This is a genomic window from Roseivirga sp. E12 (genome assembly GCF_017592825.1).
In the GTDB taxonomy this organism is placed as follows: domain Bacteria; phylum Bacteroidota; class Bacteroidia; order Cytophagales; family Cyclobacteriaceae; genus Roseivirga.
In genome coordinates, this window is record NZ_JAGFMD010000001.1 from 534,235 (window position 1) to 560,531 (window position 26,297).

At 39.8% G+C, this 26,297-nt stretch carries 20 protein-coding genes; 14 read left to right on the forward strand and 6 right to left on the reverse strand.

Annotated elements, in window-relative coordinates:
* From J4E76_RS02295 to J4E76_RS02305, 3 genes are read left to right on the forward strand one after another with little or no spacing between them, the layout of a single operon-like run.
* Positions 1–1,746, forward strand: a complete 1,746-nt coding sequence (locus J4E76_RS02295) for a PD40 domain-containing protein (protein WP_208500959.1) — start codon at positions 1–3, stop codon at positions 1,744–1,746.
* Positions 1,747–1,765: 19 nt separating this feature from the next.
* On the forward strand, positions 1,766–2,647 hold the full coding sequence (locus tag J4E76_RS02300; RefSeq protein ID WP_208500960.1) for a PD40 domain-containing protein: 882 nt from the start codon (positions 1,766–1,768) through the stop codon (positions 2,645–2,647).
* A gap of 20 nt (positions 2,648–2,667) precedes the next feature.
* Positions 2,668–5,061, forward strand: a complete 2,394-nt coding sequence (locus J4E76_RS02305; RefSeq protein ID WP_208500962.1) for an ABC transporter permease — start codon at positions 2,668–2,670, stop codon at positions 5,059–5,061.
* A gap of 106 nt (positions 5,062–5,167) precedes the next feature.
* Here J4E76_RS02305 and J4E76_RS02310 read toward each other — a convergent pair whose 3' ends face one another.
* Both J4E76_RS02310 and J4E76_RS02315 read right to left on the reverse strand, forming a co-directional pair.
* Positions 5,168–5,875 (reverse strand): LytTR family DNA-binding domain-containing protein, encoded by a 708-nt coding sequence (locus J4E76_RS02310; protein ID WP_208500963.1) that lies wholly within the window; start codon positions 5,873–5,875, stop codon positions 5,168–5,170.
* A gap of 1 nt (position 5,876) precedes the next feature.
* Positions 5,877–6,953, reverse strand: coding sequence for a sensor histidine kinase (locus J4E76_RS02315; RefSeq protein ID WP_208500964.1), 1,077 nt, complete (start codon positions 6,951–6,953; stop codon positions 5,877–5,879).
* 237 nt (positions 6,954–7,190) lie between these two features.
* Here J4E76_RS02315 and J4E76_RS02320 point away from each other — a divergent pair, with 237 nt between their 5' ends.
* The 4 genes from J4E76_RS02320 to J4E76_RS02335 all read left to right on the forward strand — a co-directional run bounded on the left by J4E76_RS02320 (position 7,191) and on the right by J4E76_RS02335 (position 13,998).
* Positions 7,191–8,093 carry a PD40 domain-containing protein gene (locus tag J4E76_RS02320; RefSeq protein WP_208500965.1) on the forward strand — a complete coding sequence of 301 codons (903 nt, stop codon included), beginning with the start codon at positions 7,191–7,193 and terminating at the stop codon, positions 8,091–8,093.
* Positions 8,094–8,097: 4 nt separating this feature from the next.
* Complete coding sequence (locus tag J4E76_RS02325) at positions 8,098–9,012, forward strand: hypothetical protein (protein WP_208500966.1); 915 nt, start codon at positions 8,098–8,100, stop codon at positions 9,010–9,012.
* A 38-nt stretch (positions 9,013–9,050) separates the two neighbouring features.
* Entirely contained in the window at positions 9,051–11,441 is a 2,391-nt protein-coding gene (locus J4E76_RS02330) for an ABC transporter permease (protein ID WP_208500968.1), read from the forward strand.
* A 163-nt stretch (positions 11,442–11,604) separates the two neighbouring features.
* Positions 11,605–13,998 (forward strand): ABC transporter permease, encoded by a 2,394-nt coding sequence (locus tag J4E76_RS02335; protein WP_208500969.1) that lies wholly within the window; start codon positions 11,605–11,607, stop codon positions 13,996–13,998.
* A gap of 33 nt (positions 13,999–14,031) precedes the next feature.
* Here J4E76_RS02335 and J4E76_RS02340 read toward each other — a convergent pair whose 3' ends face one another.
* Positions 14,032–14,742 carry a hypothetical protein gene (locus J4E76_RS02340; protein WP_208500970.1) on the reverse strand — a complete coding sequence of 237 codons (711 nt, stop codon included), beginning with the start codon at positions 14,740–14,742 and terminating at the stop codon, positions 14,032–14,034.
* A gap of 65 nt (positions 14,743–14,807) precedes the next feature.
* Complete coding sequence (locus J4E76_RS02345; protein ID WP_208500973.1) at positions 14,808–16,160, reverse strand: S41 family peptidase; 1,353 nt, start codon at positions 16,158–16,160, stop codon at positions 14,808–14,810.
* 137 nt (positions 16,161–16,297) lie between these two features.
* Here J4E76_RS02345 and J4E76_RS02350 point away from each other — a divergent pair, with 137 nt between their 5' ends.
* The gene (locus J4E76_RS02350) at positions 16,298–16,780 is read left to right on the forward strand and encodes a winged helix-turn-helix domain-containing protein (protein ID WP_208500974.1); all 483 of its coding nucleotides are present in this window, start codon (positions 16,298–16,300) and stop codon (positions 16,778–16,780) included.
* Between the two features lie 15 nt (positions 16,781–16,795).
* Here J4E76_RS02350 and J4E76_RS02355 read toward each other — a convergent pair whose 3' ends face one another.
* Positions 16,796–17,353: a hypothetical protein gene (locus J4E76_RS02355; RefSeq protein WP_208500975.1), complete on the reverse strand. Its 558-nt coding sequence runs from the start codon at positions 17,351–17,353 to the stop codon at positions 16,796–16,798.
* A 191-nt stretch (positions 17,354–17,544) separates the two neighbouring features.
* Here J4E76_RS02355 and J4E76_RS02360 point away from each other — a divergent pair, with 191 nt between their 5' ends.
* Positions 17,545–18,432 carry a hypothetical protein gene (locus J4E76_RS02360; RefSeq protein WP_208500977.1) on the forward strand — a complete coding sequence of 296 codons (888 nt, stop codon included), beginning with the start codon at positions 17,545–17,547 and terminating at the stop codon, positions 18,430–18,432.
* Between the two features lie 21 nt (positions 18,433–18,453).
* Here the strand turns inward: J4E76_RS02360 and J4E76_RS02365 are convergent, their stop codons facing one another.
* Positions 18,454–19,374 carry a class I SAM-dependent methyltransferase gene (locus J4E76_RS02365; protein WP_208500979.1) on the reverse strand — a complete coding sequence of 307 codons (921 nt, stop codon included), beginning with the start codon at positions 19,372–19,374 and terminating at the stop codon, positions 18,454–18,456.
* Between the two features lie 202 nt (positions 19,375–19,576).
* On the opposite strand from J4E76_RS02365, the gene J4E76_RS02370 reads away from it, so the two are divergent.
* The 5 genes from J4E76_RS02370 (at position 19,577) to J4E76_RS21105 (ending at position 25,666) form a co-directional block, all read left to right on the forward strand.
* Positions 19,577–21,175 (forward strand): hypothetical protein, encoded by a 1,599-nt coding sequence (locus J4E76_RS02370; protein ID WP_208500981.1) that lies wholly within the window; start codon positions 19,577–19,579, stop codon positions 21,173–21,175.
* Between the two features lie 36 nt (positions 21,176–21,211).
* A complete protein-coding gene (locus J4E76_RS02375; RefSeq protein WP_208500983.1) occupies positions 21,212–22,051 on the forward strand; it encodes a hypothetical protein in 840 nt (279 codons plus the stop codon).
* A gap of 36 nt (positions 22,052–22,087) precedes the next feature.
* Positions 22,088–23,089 (forward strand): ATP-grasp domain-containing protein, encoded by a 1,002-nt coding sequence (locus J4E76_RS02380; RefSeq protein ID WP_208500984.1) that lies wholly within the window; start codon positions 22,088–22,090, stop codon positions 23,087–23,089.
* Positions 23,090–23,099: 10 nt separating this feature from the next.
* A complete protein-coding gene (locus tag J4E76_RS02385; protein ID WP_208500986.1) occupies positions 23,100–24,647 on the forward strand; it encodes an NAD(P)H-dependent oxidoreductase in 1,548 nt (515 codons plus the stop codon).
* Between the two features lie 119 nt (positions 24,648–24,766).
* Entirely contained in the window at positions 24,767–25,666 is a 900-nt protein-coding gene (locus tag J4E76_RS21105; RefSeq protein ID WP_208500987.1) for an enolase C-terminal domain-like protein, read from the forward strand.
* Positions 25,667–26,297: the final 631 nt, after the last annotated feature.

The following is a 26,297-nucleotide window of genomic DNA, read 5'->3' on the forward strand; positions in this document are numbered from 1 at the left end:
ATGAAAAGGTCACATCTCATTCTTATGCTTGGAACAGTAGCTTTTCTGAACGCTTGCAATGCCGGTAAACAGGTCACAAAAAGCAGTGATTCAGCAACAATAGCAACAGCCTATTTTGGGGAAAAACCACCCGGTTTAACGCCTAAGCTATTTGACCCTGCTATTGTCTCCCCAGAAGGATTTTTCGAAGGAGGTTCATTCACGCCAGATATGAAGGAGTTCTATTTCACTAGGAATAATGGAAAATATAAAAGACGTGCATTTTTTGTTATTCGGTATGAAAACAACCGTTGGGGGCACGAATCTGAGACAGATATAAGATGGCCAGAATTCTCTGAGGATGGCAAAATCATGTATATAGGAAAGGAATATATGGAACGAACCGACACTGGCTGGTCGGAACTCAAAAGCCCTGGAGAGTTCTTAAAAGACATGGCACATGGTAGGTCAGTTTCATCTAATGGAACCTATTATTTTACTGTTTATAAAAAAGAAGACAAGGGAAAGGGTTCCATGTATTATTCACGCCTCATAGATGGCAAACATGAAAATCCAGTAAAAATGGGCCGAGAGATCAATACAGGAAATGATATTGCTCATCCATACATTGCTCCAGATGAATCCTATTTAATATGGGATGTAGTACGAGAAGACGGCCATGGGCAAGCGGATCTCTATATCAGTTTTAAACAGAAGGATGGCTCTTGGTTACCCGCAATAAATATGGGCTCAATAATAAATACTGAACTGCAGGAAAGCGCTCCACATGTGACACATGATGGGAAATATCTATTTTTTACTAGGGGAGAGTGGAAGGTTAAAGAAGATGGAAATACTAATTATGTAGGAAAAAAGTATTGGGTAGATACTCAGGTCATTGAGAATCTCAGACCCAAATCATTTGTTCAAGAAAAAAATGAAAACAATTCTAGCTCCTCACTCTTAGAGGGGCCCTATCTTGGGCAAAAGCCACCGGGGTTAACCCCAGAAGTCTTTGCACCTGGTATCATTTCAACCAAAGGTTGGGAAATGAGCGGTGTCTTTACCCCGGATATGAAGGAGTTCTACTTTATCAGGGAAGTTGATATAGAGACAAAACCTAGACAGGAATTTGTTGTTTTTAAATCTCAAAACAACCGGTGGATTGAAACAATTATATCGCCTAGAGTAGGTGAGCCTTTTATCTCCCCTGATGGCAAAACCTTGCATTTAGGCCGGAAATATATGGAGCGCATCGGTGATGGCTGGTCAGAACTAAAAAGCCTTGGCGGCCATTTCGAAGAAGAACCTCTCAAAGATGTTTACATCATGCGCCTTACCTCATCTGCTAAAGGCACCTATGTTTTTGATGAAGCAGTTGAACATGGTAATAGCGTTCTTCGATACTCACGCTTGATTAACGGTAAACGTGAAAAACCAAAACCCCTTAGTAAAGAAATTAACACCGGACAACACAATGCTCACCCCTTTATAGCACCAGATGAATCCTACATCATCTGGGATGGACAAAGAAATAGCCCGGTTCGTAATGCTGACCTCTTTATCAGCTTTAAACAGGGAGATGGTTCATGGGGTGAGGCGATCAAAATGGGTGACAAGATAAATACTGAGGTTTCAGAATTCGGAGCAAGGGTAACACCAGATGGCAAATACCTTTTCTTTAATAGATCGGTAAATTCTCCTGATAACACGGATATATTTTGGGTGGATGCTAAGGTTATCGAGGATCTCAGGTCAAAGCAATAGATAAGTCAAATTGAAGATTATGAAAAAACCACATTCCATTCTGATACTAATGGCGACACTGCTTCTTAATGCCTGTAATGCCGATAAACAGGATGCAAAAAGCCATGATTCAGCAACCATAGAAACAACCTTCTTTGGCCAAAAACCACCCGATTTAATTCCTGAAGCATTTGCACCCGGTGTGGTTTCCACTGAACATAGGGACAATAGCGCTTTCTTTTCACCTGACATGAAGACATTTTATTTTACCCGAATGGATATTAAAACCAAGAAATGGTCTTTGATGATTTTTAAGTATGAGAATGATCAATGGCAAGAATCTGTGTTTGGTCCTAGAGTAGGTAGGCCCTTTTTATCCCCAGATGGTCAGACCATGCATTTGGGTGGCAAATATATGGAACGCACTAGGAATGGTTGGTCTGAGGTAAAAAGTCATGGCCCTATGATTGACCGAGACGATTGGGGTATTATGCGCCTGTCCGCTTCTGCGAAGGGCACCTATGTTTTTGACGATTATAAAAACAAAGATATAATCCGTATTTCGAGGCTAAAAGATGGCAAACGTGAAAAACCTCGGTTACTCGGCAAAGTCATTAACACTGGCAAATGGACAGCCCACCCCTTCATTGCACCAGATGAAAGTTATTTGATTTGGGATAGCGAAAGAGAAGAGGGCCATGGAGATTCGGACTTATACATTAGTTTTCGGCAACCAGATGACACATGGGGCGAAGCCATCAACCTAGGAGATCAAATCAACACGAGCGTCTGGGAAGGTGGTGCATCCGTCACACCAGACGGCAAGTACCTTTTCTTTAACCGAGCCGTAAGTCCCGAAAACACAGACATCTTCTGGGTGGATGCCAAAATCATCCAAGAACTCAGGCCTGAAAACAATTAAACCCTCAAAGCAAGAAAGTCATGCTCAAAAACTACATCAAGATAGCCTTCAGAAACCTGTTGAGGCAACCTGGCTACACAGCCCTTAACATCATTGGACTCACGGTGGGCATTGCCTCGAGCTTGATCATATTGCTATACATCTTTCACGAAACAAGCTTCGATAAACACCATTCCAAAGGAGATCGGATCTATCGCCTTTCAACGGCATTTACGGAGCCTGACGGCTCATTTAAGTGGGCACAAATGACGATGCGGGCTGCCTTTACCGTAAAAAATGAGAACCCTGAGGTCGTACAAGCTACTCGAATGCGAGGTCTAAACGCTCAAGGTGAAATGCATTTTGAATTCAACCAAGTAGACTACTATCAAGATAATGTATACACTGCTGATTCTACCGTGTTCGATATCTTTGATTATGAGTTTATAGGGGGGAACCCAGAAACCGCTCTCGAAGCACCTAATTCGATTGTCATCAATGAATCGATGGCAAAGAGAATATTCAGGGATGAAAATCCTATTGGTCAAATTATTAAAAGTGGCGAAAATAGGGATCTGACTTTGCAAGTTACCGGTGTATTTAAAGATATGCCCATTTCTTCTCACCTGATCGCTGAGGCATTGATCTCCTGGGAAACCATCTACCCTGATGGGGATTTAGGTTGGGGTATGTGGGGTGTGTTTTCTTATGTTTTGGTCAGAGAAGGAGTCACGCCAGAAGCCTTACAAATTAAACTTGATTCTACTGTTGCTAGCTATATAGCGCCAATTTTTGACCCTATCAATATCAAGGTTAAAATGGTTCCGGTTCCATTAACGAGTATCCATTTAACTTCAGATTTTGAAAATGAACCTGTGCCAGTTGGCAATATTCAATATGTCCAAATCTTTGCCGCTATAGCCATTTTTCTCATTGTTATCGCTAGCATCAACTATATGAACTTAGCTACTGCACGATCTACTAAACGATCGATGGAGGTGGGGCTAAGAAAAGTAATGGGTGCTCAAAGAAGTAGCTTGATTGGTCAATTTTTGACTGAGTCTATTTTGATTACGTTCATATCCCTAGTCTTAAGTATTCTTGTGGTCATAGTCGTTGTGCCAGGCATCAATGGTGTTGTAGGTACTACACTGGCTGTCAAGGGTCTGTTGCACACCAATGTGGTATTGGTAATCATCAGTATCGCGTTTGTCACCGGATTTATGGGCGGATGTTATCCTGCTTTCTTTTTATCATCCTTTCAACCTGCTGCTGTGCTTAAAGGAACAGCAGGAAAGTCAGGCGGTAAATTGTTAAGAAAGGCACTCGTGACACTTCAGTTTTCTATTTCCATTTTCATGCTGATCGGCACCTTGGTCATCTATGCACAAATGCAGTTTGTTAGGGACAAAGATTTAGGCTTTGACAAGGAACAAATGATGAAAATCAACTTTAGGAGCAATGCAAATGCTGAGAAATGGGATCTCCTGAGAAATGAGCTGGTACAAAATACCAACATAGGCGGTGCTGCCACTGCTAGTTCCACACCAGGCAACGGTTTTTTTAATCGCATATACTCAATAGAAACTGAAGAAGGTGGAATGACACCACTTGCTTTCAATAACTACCTAGTCGACTATGATTACTTTTCGACACTTGGAATTGAGGTAATTCAAGGGAGAAATTTCTCTTTAGATTATGCTTCCGACTCTTCTCAAGCAATCATGGTCAATCAGGCTACTGTTAGAAGAATGAACTGGACAGACCCAATCGGCAAAAAGATCAGGATAAATAGAAATGATTCAGTACCTCCAGCGCGCATAATAGGAGTGGTCAAGGACTTTCATCAAGAATCGCTATATGACCCCATCGCTTCGCTTGTATTTTCCCCAAGCCAAAACAATAGATCTGCCATTGTCAAAATCTCAGGAGACATCACATCTAGTGTTGACTTTATTCAGGCTGCATGGGAAAGAACCTATCCCACTACGACTTTTGAATATTCATTTCTTGATGAAGAATTTATGGAGCATTATGAAGCAGACCAAACCCGTGGTCGATTGTTCTTAGGCTTTTCCGGTATGACAGTCCTTATTGCTTGTTTGGGGTTATTGGGACTGGCATCATATACTGCCGAACAACGCGCCAAGGAAATAAGCATTAGGAAAGTATTAGGAGCGAATACACAGGGGCTTATAAACCTTCTTGTTAAGGACTTTGTAATCCTTATTGTAATAGCCGCAATACCAGCATCTATATTGGGCTATTTCTCTATGATGGGATGGCTGGAGAGTTTCCAATTTCATATCACTCCGGGCTTTACCATATTCTCTACTGTATTGGCCGGTACAATGATAGTGACAGTACTTACCACGGGTTATCATGCACGTAAAGCTGCTATTGCCAACCCAGCGCAGAAACTCAGGAGTCAATAAGGAGCACATTAACTAAAAGGTTCATCCCATAGGTTAACGTAGAAGTTATTGAAAATATCAGACCCAAATAGGACAGTCCATAGTAAATCAGTCTAATAGATGAGTATCAATTTTTAATTGACTCAATCACTTCCCTATAAGAGGCACCAATTGGAATTTCAATATCACCAAGTAGTACAGCATCCTTTGTGGTGAGGTAAGAGATTTTTTCAGTATTGATAATATAGGAGCGATGAACCCTCATGAATGAGGCGGGGAGCTTTTGAAAGAAAGAACTGATCTTATCTTTTGTGATAATGTTGTCTTTTGCTGTATGTATCCTCACATAGTCTTTAATACTGTCAATATATAATATGTTATCAAACTCTATTCTTACCATCTTCTTGTTTGAGTTAACATAGATGTGATCTGATACTTTTTCGAGTTCTGATGCGGTTTGTGAATTGAGCTGAGTAGACGTGTTTAATGCCCTATATTTGTTAATGGCTTTATAGAAACGAATAAAAGATATTGGTTTAAGTAAGTAATCAATGATATCTAATTCATAACCTTCCAGAGCATATTCTCTGTGAGCTGTTGTCAGTATAACTTTAGGTTGTAAACTTGTGTTCTTAATAAAATCTATGCCCGTAACCACAGGCATTTGGATATCTAAAAATAACAGATCTACAGTATCATTTTGAAGGAAATCTCCGGCAGTAATTGGGTTATCAAATGTAGCTGCAAGTTCAAGGCCAGGCACTTGGCTGATATGCTTTTCAATTACCTTAATGGCCAATGGTTCGTCATCTATAACCATACACTTTATACCCATACTATTTTAAATTAATGGTTAATGATACCTGAAAATCTTTGTCAGTTTTGGTGCTTTTCAGGTCATAGTTGTTTTTATAATTCAGTTCTAGTTGTCTCTGTGAATTGGAAAACCCAATGCCAGCACGTGTCTCATCTTCCGTATCAGCTTGCTTGTTTGTCGGAAGTGTATTGAGAACTTTAAAGTGAAGTTGCTCTTCATTGGTGGTCAATTCAATTCGAATTGTCGAGTCTTTGAGGTTCTTGCTAGGACCATGTTTAAAAGCATTTTCAACAAACGATATGAGTATCAAAGGTGCGATCATTACGTTGGGAGCATGAAGCTGATGTGTAAAGCTCAACGACAACTTATCCCCATAACGAAGAGACTCTAGGTCTATATAATCCTGTATAAAGGCAATCTCTTTTTTTACTGGTACTTCATCGTCTTTACACTGATAGAGCATATAGTCTAACATGCCCGATAGTTTTAAAACAACTTCAGGTGCTTTCTCTGATCGCTCTAATGTCAAAGAATACAAATTGTTTAATGTATTAAACAGGAAATGAGGGTTGGTTTGTGCCTTTAAGAATTTAAGCTCGGTATTGGCCTTTTCCTTTTGCAAAACTTCCAGTTGATGGCGCTCTTCAAAACGATCCTTAAAGGCTTTCGTCATAAACATTAAAAAAACGAAGACGTAGACAGAAGGAAAGTGTACTACGGCTAGATGAAAAGGGTCTTCTAAGATTGATATTAAACTTTTGGGATTATAGTATTGAGGAAGTAGGGCTTTGGACAAATACAGGCTTGACAGCCTTGAAATCACTAAAAACACATACACTGAAATGAGAAAGGATACTCCAAACAGAAAGTACTTCTTTTTGAATAGAAGTTTTGGAACCTGATAGTATACTAAGAAATAACTGGCTAATAATTGAGCCGGTAAATACCCCAAACCGCTGACCAGAGTCTTTTCAACGCTTCCATCATTTAATACAGCCAGTATAGGCAAAATTATAAATAGTGAAAACCAGAATATAAAGTGTGAAACCACTCTATTCTGAATGACCCAATCGATTAGGTGCTTTCTTTTGACCATTAAGCATGAATATATAAAACCTGCAGTAGATATTCCTTGAAAAAAGACGAACCCTCATTATCTCTGGCCCAAATCGAATATGCAACAGAGCTATCACATTCTCTGGTGATACACATTTTATGGCCTTCATTAAATCTGGTTTGTCTACTTTACACTTTTGCATTGGCTCTATTTACTAGGTTTAGCTAAGTACCTTACTCCAGATTAAGGTACTCTTCATAGTAAATAGGTCAATTAATGAAAAAGGTCTACTTCATTCAAGTACTTGCATGGGCACTATTCTTATGTGCCTGTAATACTGAAAAGCTATATCGCACTGATAATGATTTGGCCAGTATAGCAAGCCCTTATCTTGATCAAAAACCCCCGAGTTTGATCCCTGAACCTTTCGCTCCTGATATGATTGCTAGGGAGAACTGGCAAGTTAGTGGTGTTTTCACCCCAGACTTAACAGAATTCTATTACATCAGAGAGGTTGGAGAAACTGAAGAAGATAAGAAAATGGAATTTGTGGTTCTTCAGAAGAAGAATAACCAGTGGCAGGAGTCAGTAATATCCCCTAGAGTAGGCCAACCTTTTATATCACCTGATGGACGTGTTATGCACTTAGGCAGAAGATATAAAGAGCGTACAGAGACCGGTAACTGGTCAGAAATAAAAAACCTAAGTACTCCCTTTATGGAGATCCCAATCATGCGTCTCACGGCTTCTACTAAGGGAACTTACGTTTTTGATGCAATGGGAGAGGGAGTTCTTCGATATTCTCAATTAACAGATGGGAAACGTGAAGAACCGAAGCTATTTAATGAAGAAATCAACTCGGGCACAGCAAATGCTCATCCTTTTATTGCACCAGATGAGTCTTACATACTGTGGGATAGCAGAAGAGATAGTGGGTATGGTGATGCCGATATCTATGTCAGTTTCAGACAAGAAGACGGTTCATGGGGGGAGTCAATTAACCTAGGAGGCAAGGTCAACACCGAAAGGTCGGAAGGGGGTGCACGTGTTACACCTGACGGAAAATATCTTTTCTTCGGCCGTAACATGGGGAAGTTAAAACCCACTGACAGATATGATGATTCAGACATCTTCTGGGTAGATGCTCAGGTTATTGAAAATCTTAGACCTAAAAAATAAGAGAATGAAAACTGCTGTACTTTTAATATTGGCTTGTGTTCCATCGTTCAACATTGTCTCTGCACAAGAGAAAGTTAAAAACAATACCAGCCACCCAACTACGAAAGAACTGTATTTTGGAGAAGAGCCACCGGGCCTAATCCCTAAACTGTTTGATCCCGCCATTGTCTCCCCAGAAGGACTTTTTGAAGGAGGTAAATTGACACCGGATGGGAAGGAATACTACTTTACCAGGAAAAATGGAAAATATAAAGAACGCACATCTTTCGTTATTCGATATGAAAACGGGAGCTGGGGCAACGAGTCTGAGACCAAGCTAAGATGGTCCAAATTCTCTAAGGGAGGAGATACTTTATACGCTGGAAATAAGTATAGAATTCGAACCTACACAGGTTGGTCAGAATATAAAAGCCTTGGGACACCTTTTTCAGATAAGCTAATCATGGGAATATCGTTTTCAGACAATGGGACTTCTTACTTTGATGAAATTGAGTTTGATGAATCAGGAAAACCTGATACAGTTGGCGCTATCAGTTATTCTGGCCTTATAAACGGAAAATATGAACCTCGCCAAAAGTTAGGCAAGGAGATTAACACCGGAACATGGCTTGCCCACCCTTACATTTCACCAGATGAATCTTATTTGATATGGGATGTCAGAAGAGAAGATGGCCACGGTGGATCTGATATCTACATAAGTTTTCGAACGAAAGATGGTTCCTGGGTACCAGCAATTAACATGGGGCCTCAAATAAACACCCCATTAAGTGAAAGTGGTGCAAGAGTGACAGATGATGGTAAATATCTGTTTTTTACCAGAGGGCAATGGGAGATTAAAGAAGATGGAAGTAGGAATTGGGTAGGTAAGTCATATTGGGTGGACGCAAAGGTTATCAAAAATCTCAGGCCCAAAAGATAGCTGCTAAATCAAAAGTCAAAAGACAAACAACTACTCATATGCTCAAAAATTACATCAAGATAGCCTTCAGAAACTTGTTGAGGCAACCTGGTTACACAGCGCTCAATATCATTGGCCTCACCGTTGGTATTGCATCAAGTTTAATAATTCTACTGTACATCTTTCATGAAACGAGCTTTGACAAGCATCATTCAAAGAGCGACAGAATATATAGGCTTTCCTCTGAATTTATTGAGACCGAAGGTGTGACCAAATGGTCAAATATGACCATGAGAGCTGCCTTTACTGTGAAAAGTGAAAACCCAGAAGTAGTGCAGGCCACGAGATTGCAAGGCATTGACTTTCAGCGCCCAACTCGGTTCGAGTTCAATCAAGTCGTATACTATCAGGATAATGTTTATGCAGCTGACTCCACGGTTTTCGAAGTATTTGACTATGACTTTATAATGGGTGATCCCAAGACTGCCTTGGAGACACCAAATTCAATTGTCATCAACCAATCTATGGCCACAAAAATTTTCAAAGATGAAAATCCAATGGGTCAAACAATTATAAGTGATCGCAATCAGGGAATGTCTCTGCAGGTCACAGGCGTCTATAAAGATGTACCTAAGGCATCCCACCTGATCGCTGATGCCTTAATTTCTTGGAAAACTATCTACCCTAATGAAGATAGTTGGGGGGCATGGGGCGTATTTTCCTATGTTTTAGTCCAAGAAGGGGTTTCGCAAGAAGCTTTACAAATCAAGCTTGATTCAACCGTTGCTAAATATATAGCTCCCATATTCGACCCAATTAACTTGCAAGTCAAAATGGTTTCTGTTCCATTGACCAGCATCCATTTGGAATCAGATTTTGAAAATGAACCAGAGCCTTTGGGTAGCATGCAATATGTGCAGATTTTCACAGTCATAGCCATTTTCCTCATCGTGATTGCCAGTATCAACTATATGAACCTGGCAACAGCACGTTCCGTCAAACGGTCAATGGAAGTCGGTTTAAGAAAAGTAATGGGCGCCCAAAGAAGTGGTTTAATAGGACAGTTTTTAACTGAATCGATTCTTGTTACACTTATCTCACTAATTTTAAGCATTCTTATAATCATAGTTGCTGTTCCCGGAATAAACAACCTTGTCGGTACTCATTTGGCAATTGGTGGATTGCTTCACACCAATGTGATACTCGCGGTTATCGGTATCGTATTTGTGACAGGATTTTTGGGCGGATGTTATCCAGCATTCTTTTTGTCTTCTTTTCAGCCCGCTGCCGCGATGAAAGGTGTACGAGGTAAGTCTGGTAGTAAGATATTAAGGAAGGTTTTAGTCACGCTACAGTTCTCCATTTCCATTTTCATGCTTATTGGCACTTTGGTTATTTATTCCCAAATGCAATTTATCAGGAACAAAGACCTAGGTTTTGACAAGGACCAGATGATGCTCATCAATTTTAGAAGTGAAGAGGATCGGGAAAAATGGGGAGTCCTTAGAAACAAATTAATTCAAAATGCTCAGATCGCTGGTGCAGCCTCATCGAGTTCAACTCCAGGAGACGGTTATCCTACCAACTCAATGCCGATCGAAACTGAGGAAGGAACAATGGAAAACCGTAGTATCTTCAGCTACAGGGTTGATTATGATTACTTTTCTACCCTTGGTGTTGAAATAGTAGAAGGAAGAAATTTCTCATTAGATTATGCCACAGATTCTTCCCAAGCTGTATTGGTAAATGAGGCTATGGTGCGAAGAATGAATTGGACCAGCCCAATTGGTAAAAAGGTTCGACTCTCTCGAAATGATTCCATACCTCCTGCATTGGTCGTGGGTGTGGTAAAAGACTTTCATCAGCAGTCACTTTACGAACCCATCACCCCATTGATGTTCCGCCCAAGACACGTTAATAATTATGCCATTGTTAAAATAACAGGAGATGTGGCGGCTACTATTGACTTTATTGAAGCAACTTGGGAAAACACATTTCCAACCACAGCATTCGATTTTGGATTCATTGACCAGCAATTCATGGAATTTTATGAGGCCGATCAGCTCCGTGGGCAGTTGTTTTTAGGGTTTTCAGGGATGACCATTTTGATTGCCTGCTTAGGATTATTGGGCTTGGCTTCCTACACAGCAGAGCAGCGTTCTAAGGAAATTAGCATTAGAAAAGTACTTGGTGCTAATACACAAGGTTTGATCAATCTTCTCATCAAGGAGTTTGTGATCCTAATCTTTATAGCTGCTATTCCTGCAACTGTATTGGGGTATTTCTCTATGATGGGATGGCTGGAAAATTTCCAGTTCCATATAACCCCTGGGTTCACAATATTTGCAACCGTACTTGTAGGTACTACTCTAGTGACGATCCTTACTACTGGTTATCATGCCCGTAAAGCTGCAACGGCTAATCCAGCACAGAAACTGAGGAGTGAGTAAGAAGTAATATCAGTCTTTTGGAAAGGGGATGAAAGTGAGATTAGATGTTAATTATTATTAAACTAGTGACTCTAGGTTTCGTAATCGGTAACGTATTTCTAACTTCGCAGTTACTGTAACTAATAAAGGTTTCAAGACGTCAAAACGTTAAACAACATCTCAAATGCTCAAAAACTACATTAAGGTTGCTTTCCGAAGTCTCCTAAGACAGCCTGGCTATACCGCCCTCAATATCATTGGACTTACGGTTGGTATTGCCTCCAGTTTAATCATTCTGCTCTATATTTTTCATGAAACGAGTTTCGATAAGCAGCACTCTAAGGCAGATCGTATTTATCGTCTTTCAACAGAAATAACTGAGCCAGACAATTCATTTAAATGGTCTAGTATGACATGGAGGGCTGCATTCACTATCAAGAGCGAAAACCCAGAGGTGGTTCAGGCTGCGAGATTACAAGGTATTAGTGGCCAGGGAGGTAGAAGGTTTACCTTGAACCAGGTTGACTACTTCCAAGAGAATGTTTATGCTGCAGACTCAACGCTTTTCGATCTCTTTGATTATGAATTTATAGCTGGTGATCCTGAAACAGCACTGGAGGCTCCGAATTCGATCGTAATGAATGAATCAATGGCTACAAAGATTTTCAAAAACGAAAACCCGATTGGTCAAACGATTCAAACTGGAGGTAACAGGGAAACTTCTCTACAGGTCACCGGGGTATATAAAGACATGCCGAGGAGCTCGCATCTTATTGCAGAGGCTTTAATCTCCTGGAAGACGATTTTCCAGGGGGAAGGTCCCGGTTGGGGAAGCTGGGGTGTACAATCCTATGTCCTGGTAAATGAAGGTGTAGCCAAAGAAGCTCTGCAAGTAAAACTTGACTCCACAGTTTCAAAATATATAGATCCAATATTTGCTCCTATAGGAATTCAGGTGAAGATGATTCCCGTACTGCTGAGAGATATCCATTTGACTTCAGATTTCGAAGGAGAACCTGTACCGGCAGGAGATATTCAATATGTCCGGATTTTCACGGCAATCGCCATTTTCTTGATCATCATTGCTAGTATCAACTATATGAACCTCGCCACTGCACGATCCACCAAACGTGCTATGGAGGTTGGTTTAAGAAAAGTAATGGGTGCCCAAAGAGGTGGTCTAATAGGGCAATTCCTGACAGAATCTATCATTATAACACTGATATCTCTGGTCCTGAGTATTCTGGTTATAATAGCCGTTGTGCCTACCATAAACAGTATTGTAGGTACTGACCTTGTGGTAGAAGCTTTGCTTGACACCAATGTGATTTTGACGGTCATTGGGATTGTATTTATTACCGGATTTTTGGGCGGTTGTTACCCCGCATTTTTCTTGTCATCCTTTCAACCAGCGGCAGTGCTTAAAGGTGGGGCTGGCAAATCAGGTAGTAAACTATTAAGAAAGTCATTGGTAACCCTTCAATTTGCTATTTCCATCTTTATGTTGATTGGCACCTTAGTGATTTATTCACAAATGCAGTTTGTTAGAAACAAAGACTTAGGCTTTGATAAAGAGCAGATGATGCAAATTGACTTTAGGAGTAGGGCAGACGTGGAAAAATGGAATGTCCTTAAAAATGAATTGGTACAGAACCCGAATATTGGCGGTACCGCATCTTCTAGCACTACCCCTGGCAATGGGTACAGTAAAAACATCTTCTCTATTGAAACCGAAGAAGGTCCGATGGATGATTTAGGTTTAGATAACTATAGAGTTGACTATGATTTCTTCCCCACTTTAGGAGTCGAAGTTATTCAGGGAAGAAATTTCTCTTTGGAGTATCCTTCTGATTCATCTCAAGCGGTAATGGTGAATGAGGCCATGGTACGCAGAATGAATTGGACAGATCCAATTGGTAAAAGGATCAATCTCACAGGTAATGATTCCTTACCTTCAGCCAGAGTAGTTGGAGTGGTGAAAGACTTTCACCAACAATCATTATATGATCCAATTTCTGCGCTAATGTTTATGCCAAGTCGTATCAATGGCTCAGCAATTGTTAAAATTTCCGGAGATGTTAACTCCACTATTGATTTTATCCAAGCAGCATGGGAGAGAACCTATCCGACTACCGCATTTGAGTATGTATTTCTTGACGAGCAATTTATGGAAAACTACGAGGCAGACCAGATCCGTGGTCAGTTGTTCTTAGGTTTTTCTGGTATGACGATTTTGATTGCCTGCCTAGGCTTGTTAGGCTTGGCTTCATACACTGCAGAGCAGCGTTCTAAGGAAATTAGCATTCGAAAAGTGTTGGGTGCCAATACACAAGGATTGATTAATCTGCTCATTAAAGACTTTGTCATTCTTATAGTCATAGCGGCAATACCTGCATCTGTGGTTGGCTACTTCTCCATGATGGGATGGTTGGAGACCTTTCAATTCCATATAACACCTGGCTTTACCATATTTGCTACTGTACTGGTAGGTACTATTTTGGTAACAGTGCTTACCACGGGTTATCATGCCCGTAAAGCTGCTGTTGCAAACCCTGCGCAGAAGTTGAGGAGTGAATAGGGAATGGTTGAGTGAAGGCTCTATTAAGATGGATTAATAATTTGAATCCATTTTGATTTGCCAATTACCATCGGCTTGTTTTTCCCATAACAACATATAAGGCAGCGGGTAGGACCCGCTGCATTTCCCTATTTCATAAGCGATATTCTCGGATACAAACGCAACATGCCTTGGGGTCAGTTTTAATGAGTAATTGGAATCATTCATATAGCTATACTCGGCACTTAGAGCTGCAGGGCCCTGCAGTACTCTACCGCGGTTGTAATAGTATGCTTCCTGAGTATACAACTCCGTGACCAAAGTACTGGCTTGATGGGCATTGCACAATTCCATCCACTTCGCTCTTCTTTTGTCAATGGCGGCAGAGACATCCTGAATACTGTCTTTCTCATATATAACCAAAAACTCAACCTGTTGTGTAGAAGCGATGCCCTGCTGCTTTATGAGCATAACTGAGAAAACATTGCCACCGGACCGAATAACACCAATTTCATAGGCTAAAGAGGAATTGACAGCTACACTGAAACTACTTTCATAAGAGCTTTTGGTATTTTGCTTCATGAAAGCTTTAACAAATTGCTTTGTATCCTTTCTGTTTCGCAAAAGTCCATTCTCAGTTAGAATCAGCACCTCCTCTTTCAAAGCTTTGAAAAAAGCTTTACCCGTATCCGTCTGAGCTTGGGTACTGAAGGCCATAGCACACAGGAGTAGGCAAGCAAATAGTCGATATTTTATCTGAATCATATTCATCTTCTTTGGCCATATAATTTAATGGTTCTTTTTCAGTTACTAGCAACTGCTTGAACCGACTAACGTTCTCTTTTTTCCGTTCTTTCCTCTTGGCCATTGCGTATTGTGGTTAAGGAGACAATCACGCCATTAAGTCTATCAAAGCGGAGGTCTGGAACATTACCTCGGGTATTTGGAGGAAGGATAATCTTAAACAATTCTCCTTCTTTTCTTACGATTTCCAACTTAATAGGGGTTGTGGATCGCTTAGTAAAGAGTTTTCCGTTTTCCCACGTAATAGTAGTGCCCTCATATGACCCAGCGTATTCAGATAGGTCTACTGAAGCCATGTTTTCTTCCTTATTTGAATCACTTTCAAGCTCTTCAATAGCTTTTTTAATTTCATCCAATGCTTTGGTATCATCAATACTGCCGAGCAAGCTCTGCAGGAGATTTTCGTAGGCAACGTTTAAGGCATCTTCTGCCGGAGTCTCGATATCGGGATCTACTCCATTGGCTCGCCAATTGGTTTTTGTTTTAGCATTAACCACACGGCCGATCGGAACTAGTCCTACAAAGTCATCTGCAAGCGGATATATGCTTGCACTATGTGCTCCTCTATAGCCAGCCCCAGTATTTTGACCTACCAATGTTGCCTTGTCAAAAGACTTCATAGTATAGGCCATATTAGTTGCTGCTGAGCCTGTATATCGATTGATTAAAAGATGAACCGGTTTTCCTAGATATCGCTTACTGCCAAGGCTTTCATGGGTATGATGATGAGAGATAGAATCCCAAGCCATGTACTCACGAGAGTAGAGCAGCTCTTTTTCTTCAGGAAAAAAATAACTCATTAGATAAGGAATAAAGCCACCAACGCCTCCTGGGTTCGACCGAAGGTCAATAATTAAGGCATCTGTATTTTGTAGAAAGGCCATGGCCGCATCTACAGTAGGTTTGCCCGACTCAAGCGAGGGGATTTGCTCAATTTTCAGGTAACCTACATTGCCATTGAGGACCTCCAACTTGGTGAAAAAGAAATTTTTACGATGATCATTCAAGTTTCTGCCTCCAAAGGACATACTTGGAGTATTACCATCAGATGGACCTTGTTGTAAGGCTAATGCCATTCTAAACATATCAGCATCCTGCAATACAGCAAAATGTGCATCCTTCGTAATGCTTCTCAACACTGTTGTCAGGTATGTAGAAAACTGGCTAGGAGTGTGACCTTCCTTAAACCCTTTGGACTTCTCAATCTCCTTAAGCCCTTTAGCTATTAGACTCACGGAGTCTTGAAGCACATAATTCTTTTGTATCACCTTGGAGAGTTCTCTCACAATCTGTTTTTTCTGTTTGAGCTCCATTACCTGGCCAAAACACAAGAATGAATTGATGAGGAGTACCATGCTCAACACTGAAATCCTTTTCATAGACAATAGTTTTGGTGGTGAAGAACCATCTTGTCAGGGCTTTACTCGCTATCAAAAACCTTCTTTTTTTATTCTGTTGTGTTAATATGTGTTAAGACTAGCCTTTTGAAACTGGTATTTTTATTACATTCTAGTCCATGATTTCGAAGAGTAGACACAAAGCGTTTTATATAGACAAGCATACGAATGAAGTCCATATTGATGGGCAAAAAACTAAGCTTACACCAAAGGAAATGGGTGTGCTTATATTGCTCGATGAACACAATGGTACTACCGTAAATAGGTCGAAACTGTTAGTAGAAGTATGGGGCGACAAATACTCTAACAACCAAGGACTTACACAGGCCATATCGCGACTTCGAGAGGTCTTCTCTAAGAGTAAGCATATCTCCATTAGGACCATACCCAAAAAGGGATATCTGTTGAATAGACACGAGTACAAACCTAAACGCCTAAACTTGGGGACGATTAGAATCAATACAAAGATGGTAGCAGTGGCGCTATTGGTACTCGTAATTTACATGCTGGTCTTTGTCAAGAGCATTCAGATAAGGGTCGATAAAGCACCGCAGGATACGGAAGAGAGTAGTCTTTCACAACCAAAGGCCATGGGCAATTAAGGTTGATAGGCTTTCCTATTCAGGCTTTTTACTTGAATTTATTATATCATCTGCGTCTTTTGCTTTATTCAGCATTTGCCTGCTTGAACCAAGCATTTGTTGGTCTGAAACAACACTTTCTTCTTTTATTTCGACAATAATCCCATCAAGCTTTTTCTTCACACTTCTCAAACGCCCAGAGATAGCTTGTTGATGATCTATCATTCTTGGTTTCACTATCTGCAATGCATAGAAAAGATAAAGCACTACAATTAGTGGTATGCAAATAAGAAGTACAAAAATCCATAGCAGTAGGTGCACTAGAACATTATTACCAGGATTAAAGTCTTCACCAGCATCACTATGATAGGCCATGTGACAATGTCCCGGTCCGTCTACAGGCCAAAACGTAAAATTGACAATGCGTTCTAGTATTTTCCAATACCATTGATACCGCTTGCTGCCGTGATTGGCAAAGAAGCCTACTCGAGCCGAAATGGTATTGTCTGCATCACCACCCGCAAAGGCATTTCCTAATTGATCAATGGAAACAAATAAGTTTCCGAGGTATCGAGCTGCTTTACTTTTGGACATTGCGTTGTGATTATGCTACTAAAGATAAAACTATTTGACAGCACCCAAAATCCACTGCCACGAGACCCCTTCGCGGAGAGATATTGCTCTTTTAAGAAGAGTTGGAATTATTAAGGCCTATATTGATCAGGTAAATAGACTTAACGCAAGACATCTTATCTATGGGCAAAGACAAAGAAAGTAGGAGTCCCATGAGCCTCACATTAATGGAGCAAAGTGCTATACAGAATGAGTTTCCTAGTTGGACCTATCAAGCTGAAATGCGAATTGATTTGTTTCAGGGTATTTCTGAAGTGTTGGAAACAGAGGTCTTTGCTAGAGACAATGACAAGGGCATTGATCTAGAGCTCGCTAACATGACCATCTCGTTCAATGACCTCGGTGGGAATGCTTTTCAATTTCAGTCAGTTCTTAACAGCACTAAATCAATTGGCACTAGCGAACCCATTGCTAGAATCGGGATTTCCGAAGAACCCAATACTACACCCAAGAAGTGGTGGACATTACAGAAGGGTAGTATTCATGCAATGAGGCAAATTCCTGTAAGTAGCACCCATACGTTTGTGACATTTTACATTGAAGTATCTGGTCTTTGCTTACCATATGTTCACGCTGCTAGTACCGTGGCCCATTGTTCCATGGGAGACGTTCGCTTTACAGAGTTACAACACCCAGAACCAAGATACATTGGGGATTTTGAACCCCTCAGTGACAATAAGCAATTCTCTTCAATGGATGGGGCCTGTGGTGCAGTAATAGCACGTGTCCTACCAATACCCCTGAAGAAGGTCGGGCTAGGCTGTGAGGTTAGATATAAGCATACCTTGCAAGGTGTCTTACCCACGGAAGTTCCTGTGTGCTTTATGCCTTTGGCTATAGTTGACGATATAGAAGCTTATACGGCAGTTTTAAGCACACAATTATTGAACTGGCTCAAAGAACAGGGTATATCACTAGGAGATAAACAAGAGTTCATATTCACCTTGTCTATCTATTCACCTGATGAAGATACCAAGACTCCATGGTTGATTATTGAATCGGTGGCATTGCCTTTGAGCAGTGTTCAGATAGACTCCTAAAGCTATAGTTCAATATAAATTTTACGAATGCGCCATTATTGACTTCGCTATGACGCCAATACCAGAAGGCAACACGTTGAATTGTTCAACTAAAAGACCTGCCTCAGTCAGCCAAATATCAATCTCTTCGGGTTCAAATCTAAAGCAGTACTTTGGACAATACCAATCGAAGTTAATATTATTCATTTGATCAAGTGTATATTCTTCTCTATAAAAGGCCTTAAAAAAATACCAATATAGCAACTCTTGTACTTTGTACTCCCCTTTGGGAATACCCAAAAGCTCTATCTCGTTCTCAACTTTGACAAGTCGTTTTATTTTTCCAAGCTCTATCCCTAATTCAGTGAGTGGTATCATTTTATTCCAGGCATCCTCCTGTGATAAGCCCTCTAAACGATCACGAACAAAATCATCAACAAACTCTCTCACAGGAGCCTTCTTTTTATAGATATAAAAAATAATGCGTCCTCCTGGCTTAAGATGATTTATCAAATTAAAGAATGTCTTCTTTGGGTCTTCTGTATGATGAATGACTCCTGAGCTGAGGATTATATCGAATCTATCCTTCAACGACATATTCGAGATGTCAGCATTTCTAAATTCTCCATTGAACCCCTCTTCTTCAAATCGTTTCCTGCCTTCCTCGAGTGCACCGTTAGCATTGTCTACCCCTAGGTACTGAAGCTCGTTCAACATCTCTCCCCATAATACTGAAGCTGTAAAGCCATTACCACAGCCAGCATCCATTAAGCTTTTTCCCCTTGTCCAATTAAGGAACTCATCCATTTTATGACGTGTACTGAAAAAACGTTCAATAGACCATTTAATATGGAAGTCATTGACCTTATTCCCTGAATAAGTGTTCCTCTTTTCTCCCCATTTAAAAGAAAAAGTATTGGCGGTTTGTTGAACATCTTTCAGTATTTTTTCTTCCTTAGTCATACATTACTTTTAGTAAGTTAAGGTTATGAGGTTAAATGTCTACCTAGTGTTATTTTCAGCTAGCATAATTGCAGACTCCATTAAATTGTAACCATTAATCGAAACTCAATTTATATAACATGATTTACATATTCGATATCTTAGCACATAAGTGAACCTAATCCGTTATATCACGCAATATATATACCGTAGAATGCCAGAAATGACTGAAATAGGGTTGGTGATTCTGGTTTATTTTTTTATTGACAATGTACTTTTCTTTACTTTTCATGATGGTTTTATCGGGGGCTTTGACAATATCCTCGAGCGACTGCAAATAAGCTCCAAATGGGTTTCTAATGTGCCTTATTATGGCAATTCAATTTTTCTTAATTCACTAAAAAATCCAGTTGTACTGCTGGTAACGGTTTTTCTTGTGCATAGTACTATTAAGGGATGGAAGACTCAAAACTGGCGTGATATTGAGTTCGGGGAATTATTAAGACCTTTCGTTATTGGCGTTTGTTTTGTGCTTACGTGGAGCTACGCGTTTTATGATTTCAATTACTATCTGAATCAATGGCATCTACTAGATAGAGTCCTAATTGTCGTTCTAGGTTTTCTTGTTGCATGGAAGCCTTCGTTCATTCCTTTCTTTATTGCTTTGGCTCTGTTGGTCCTTTCACAGTTTTCTTACCCATTCAGTGTTTCAATTTTGGATAAAAAACTGCTCTTCAATATGCTGACGTTGATTTGGGCCTATATACTTTTGTTTCCTAGGCTCAAGTTGAAGTTTACTCACCTTGTTCTCTTAATCCTTTGTCTACATGGTTCAAACTACTTCTTTCCGGGTTTAACGAAACTTTCAATAGGGCCTTGGTTTTATGAATGGGCAATTCAGAACGATTTATGGATGCATGCCGTATATTCTCAGAGTAAAGGGTGGTTGGCATTTTTAAGCCCTAACATTGCCAATGACCTGTTAAAAATAATGATAGATTGGAATAAGTTATTCCTTGGAGTTTCATTATTCATAGAGTTAATGCCGCTGACTTTACTGCTTTTTAATAGGCGTTGGGCTATAATATGCCTACTATCATTTGATTTGCTTCATATCGGTATTTTCTTTGAATCTGGAATCTTTTTTTGGAAGTGGATCATTCTTAACTTCTTTATAATCTTTTTAATAAAGGGGCTTCCAGGCCAGCAAGCAAGTCAATTGTTTAGTAAGAAATTTTACGCTATGTCCCTCATCATTATATGTTGTGCATTTATGTACTTCAAACCGGTCACATTGGGCTGGTGGGACACAAGGGCCAATGAGTCATATTCCATCGAAGTTGAATTGGAAGACGGCACTACCATGCCGCTCAGAATGAACGATATGGCACCTTATGACATGATGTTTACCTTTGCTAGGTTCTCATTTTTAAATCCACATAAGGTCCTTTTTCAGAACGCACACGTGACTCAGGACTATGAGCTATATCAAGCCTTGAGGGCAGTTGATTTAGAAGGTTTTAAGGAGATAACGAAAAAGGGATTTAGTCGTTTTGACCACGATACTGCAAGTGAATTTGATCAATTCATTCAACAATCTTTTCAGAATTTGAATGGTCAAATAATGGAGCAGTGGTCTCCGAGATCCTTTTCCGCTCCAAACCATATCTACACGAAATTTTTCAGTAGAGACCATGTTTTTTTTAAATTCGACCAACGAATCATCAATGTGCATGTTAGATACGGTCAGATGTTCTATTTTCGTGGCGAAATTGATGTTGTAAAAGATGAAATAATCAGGACTATCAAGATTCCCGAATAGCCATTGGACCAGCCTTTTAGGTAAACTATTGCATTGATGAAATCTGTCATATACTACTTACTGGGTGCTGAAAGTCCTTCAGCTATTTCATTTGCCCAGGCATACCCTGAAATATATTTTTTTTTCGTGTCGGAAGAACGAATTATTTCCGGGCAGGACTTGGAGAATGTCGAGTGTTTGGAAGTCACTGAATTAGCTTATGAGTACATTTTCGGGGAACCATGCTCAGGTTTTATTCCTCTGACAAGCTTTTGGTATAAGAGATATTGCGACTACTTAGATATTCCGTCACCCTACCTCGATCTTAGCGCTACCTTGGTAAAAATTGAGCAAATATTTCCAGGAGGGGTGCTTCCAATAAGATATGTACCAGATTTTTCTCACGCCTCAAAATGGATTCTCAAGGGAAACATGGATCATAAAAGTAACGCTCTGGAGTTCTGGGAGGAATCCAGCTACGTTCCAACCTTGGATGAAAATATAAAGTGTCAAGAATGGAAGGGTGCTTGTGAGAATTATTTGATAACTGGAAGAACTGATGATTACGGCCACTACAAGATGGGGCTTTTTCGAATACATTCTGAAGCATTCGGTAAGCAAGGCCAAATACTAGCGGCAGAGACGATAGATGATCAGGAACTGTCCAGCATTGTTATAAGCTTGCTAGAAAGACTGGGGTATTCAGGGTATTTTACATTTAACATCATTAAATCCTCAGAGACTTACCTAATTACCTCTTTCAGGCCCTATGCTCGCAGCTTAATATACTCTTTAAGAAGGGCAGGAGTGAGCTTACTGGATGAAACAAAGACTAATGAACTTGCTAAATCTGGCATTAAAATGATTGTTCATATTTGTTATAGCGAGTATATTTAACCCGGTTGGGACTTTATCCGAACATAAAACACCGATTTGACAAAAATACTTATACTCTCGGGAACAGCCTCTGCCGTCAACTATAAGAGAGCCCTTGGCTCTATCACAGATGTGACTCTGTTTGTTACAGACTCAAGTAGTTATGCAGCAGTATTGTATGAGCCTGATGTGACCCCCTTTGTAGTGCCCCTTGCTAGGAATATTGATGAGTATCGTAAAGCCTTAGATTTTATCATCAGAAAGCACTCCATTGATGTTTTAATTCCTACATCAGACCATGATATGGAAGGGGTAATGCAATTGCTAAAGAATGGCTGGGATCCTCCGGTTTCAATGTTTAAGCCTGATTTCGATGCCTACCATAAATTAACTCATAAGGGCGACTTAATTAGATCCCTTAATAAGTTGGAAATGAAGTTGCCAAAACTCTACAATTCTTTGGATGAAGTTCATTTCCCTATTGTTTTGAAACCTCCGAGAGAAGGAGGAAGTAAGGGAGTATGGATACTAAACGATCAGGACAGACTCATAAAGAAATATCAGGAAGTGACCAGAGTTTACGGTGAGGATGTAGTTTTGCAAGAATACATACCAGGGGGAGCGGGCAGTATTTATTTGGCTTTACTCTTATTTGATCAAAAAGGAGGATTGAGAGGAGAGGTTACAAGTCGGTCGACAAGCACATTTATGAGTTGGGGAGGAGGAGGAGTATCTGGTGAAATTGTTGACGAACCAGAGCTTCTAGAAATGGCCAAAGAAATAATTGCAGCATGCGGAGGGTGGCAGGGCCCAGTGAATCTTGAGTTTAAAAAACATGCAGATACTGGAGTATTTTATTTGATGGAAGTCAATTGCAGGCTCAATGGCTATAGTTATCTTACATCCATGAATGGGCTAAATTTTCCTAAAGCAATCATAGAATTACTTACAAATGGAAATACAGAATTTTTGTCTTCTGACACTATCGAGCAGCGCAAAAATTTTGTCCTTTCTTTTAGAGAGACTCATTGTGAGTCATTTTTAGGTAAAAAACATTAAACTAATTGATGTGAAAGTAAATGTTCTGGGTATATCTGCAAGTCTCAGAAGTGCAAGAAGAGGGCCTGGAACTGATGCACTTATTGATGACTTGAAAGGAGTAGGTAGCAGAAAAGAAGATCTTTTTGACTACCTCAAACAAGAGGCAAAATATCACTTAGAGAATTTCGAGAAGTCTGGCCGATTGGAACAATTGACGTTTGACCACATTTACAAAAATCTCCTCAAACTAAAAGGTAATAAGGGTCTGAGTAATTCTGAGGTGGCACTCGCAGCAGCACTTTGGGCGGCTAAACAAGTCGGTGCCGCTATAGATTGTATCTCTTTAAGTGAGCTTTTTGAAACAAGCCGCAATGAGTCTTCAATGGAAAGACTCAGAATAAAGTTGTTGGAAGCTGATGCTGTTTTAATTTCGACACCAGTTTATTTTGGAGACCGAAGTTCTTTAGCCCAATCACTGATCCGCTATATCTCCCAAGATCCTGTATTAAAAGAAAAGTTAAAAGGAAAGGTTTATGGAGGTATTGCTGTTGGTGCAAAGAGAAATGGAGGGCAAGAGACCACATTGATTTACCAGCTCTGGGATTTAGTTAATATTGGCTTTCTTGGAGTAGGAAACGATTCTGAAACTACTTCACAGTATGGAGGCACTGGACTGGCCGGAGACATAGGAACTATGTCAGAGGATCACTATGGGCTTGAAACAGCTATGGGCACGGGAAGGAGAGTAACTGAAGTGGCAAAGTTGACACGCAAGCCTCAATCCGTCCAACTCAAAGGTGAATGTAAGATTGCGTTTTGGATTTTGCAGGACAAGGATGATAAAGCCTTGAACTTTGTGAAGAAGCTGAATGAACGTTTTAAGGATGATTACAAATCAGTTATCATCCCTGTTCATAAAAAGAAGGTACAGAGGTGTATTGGATGTGACATTTGTCCAACCCACATTGATATTGATGAAAAATATCGATGTATCATAAATAGCCCTAAGGATGATTTCTCTGAGCTACATCCACAGTTATTAGAATCCGATGCGATCATCCCGGTTGTATATTCAAGTCATGATACAACAACTACAATCAGCAACTATCAGAAATTTATTGAACGAACACGATATATCAGGAGAGGAGATTATGCTCTTAATAATTTACTTATTAGCCCCATGGTTTGCGAGGAAATTGGTGCTAATCAGAGCATGGCAATGAGAATGATGAGCTCTATGCTTAGACATCATACTGTTGTGTCAAAACCATTAGTATTGTACTATAATGAAGGTGCTATTATCAACAGTGAGGCATTCTTCAAGCAAATGTCTGAATTCATCATTCTTCTAAAGGACTTTACTACCCGAAAACTGAAGACATATTTATCACGTAAGGAGCATTTTAAATACAAACCCATCGGTTATGTATTGAGTGTAGTTAAAGAGGATGAGGATGAAAGGTTAGCCAAGCGTTCAAAGATGATTGAAGATAGAATTGACAAGAATAAGGCTATGGCAGAAGGTCGTTTGGAATTCATTGATAATAAAGCAAAGTCAAGTAAGAAGTTCTTATGACAATATCAGCTACAATTGACAAGCTCAATAATGACATATGCCATGACTCAAGGTTAATTTATCACATCAGCATAAGAGAAAATAGTTACCCCTTAAAAAAGGTGTATGAGCTCTCTTTTGTGACCTTAGAAAAGTTTTTTGTCATCGAACTTGAAATAGGTTTATCAGATGGAAGCAAACGAACAGCCGAGGTAGTACCACTCCTTGGATATTCCAGTGAAAGTCCGGATGACATAAAGAACTATCTAGAAAAAATGGCTATCAAACTACAAGGACAAACCTTGTTGAAAGCTAGATATTCTATTATCCCTGATATTCAAAAGACCCCGTTTTCTACTACCGCTCTCCTTACAGCAATTGATTCATTTTTTTTTGATTCGTTAGAACTGCAGCATGGTTTGCCATTTTGCATCCCCACCTCTTCTAAAGAAATTCATGAAATGAGTTCCATTGTAACCAACTTGAAAAACAATGACACCATAAAAATAAAACTCTCAGGTGATTATGACTTGGACGTCAATGCTCTTAATGTCTTGAGTAGAGTCCCTAATCACTCTCTACACCGCTACAGGCTAGATGCTAACCAAGCTTATGAGCTAGATAGTGCTTATGAGTTTTTCTCTTTTTTAAGAGATAGTAAATTACTCAGATATGTAGATTATGTCGAACAACCTCTTGGAGCTGAGGACTGGGAAGGCCATGAACAATTGCTAAAAAACTATGCCGATATTCCTATCATGTTAGATGAATCTATTGTGACCACTTCCGAAATAGTAAGAGCACATAAAATCGGGGTTCCTTTTGTCAAACTAAAGTTATTTAAACAAGGAGGAATCCTAGAACTACTTACAGCTTCTCAATTAGCCAGTGATCTGAATATGGGAATTGTACTGGGCAATGGAGTAGCTACTAAAATCAGTAATAGAGTAGAAATTGAATTGTACCACCGTTTTAAGGAACTATATCATGCCCCGCTCGAAGCTAATGGCTTTTTAAAAATTCATTCAAAAGGTTTCTAAGGATATGTGGGGAATTATTTCTGCTATTTTTTTTATCTCATGGTTAACAACCTTTATTCTCCTTAGGCTGGCTCCGATTAACTCCGATCATCAAGTTAATCTCAGTTGCGTTTATCAAATAAAGAAGAATGGCAGTCGATTCATCAGAGAAAGGCAAGATTCACTCTTCAATAAAGGAATGGTTTATCCACAGTTACTACTTTGGATGCTATCTCTTCTCCCTTTTCAACTCGTGACAAAATACTCTGTTTATAGCACACTCGTTTTTCGAATACTGTCCTGCTTGGGCTTTGTCGTATTTCTGTCCTTTTTATATCGCTATGTTTCTTTTGATTATGAGCAATTCATGATTTATTCAAGCCTCTTGTATGCTTTTTTGCCTTTCACTTTTAACACAAGAAATGCCAAAAATGGTGGGTTAAGTGGGAGAGGCCTGGGTCTTTTTCTTGGAGAATTATTTACATACACTTTGTTGATCTACGTAGTGAGTGGGAATGGCTATTATTTATTGACAGCTGTGATTGTGGGATTGTTTATTTTCTTAAGTAGTCAGTTTGCTATTCAGTTTTTGATTTTTGACTCGCTTCTTTTGTCATTGTTTTTTTTTGACTGGCACATAACTCTTGTTCCG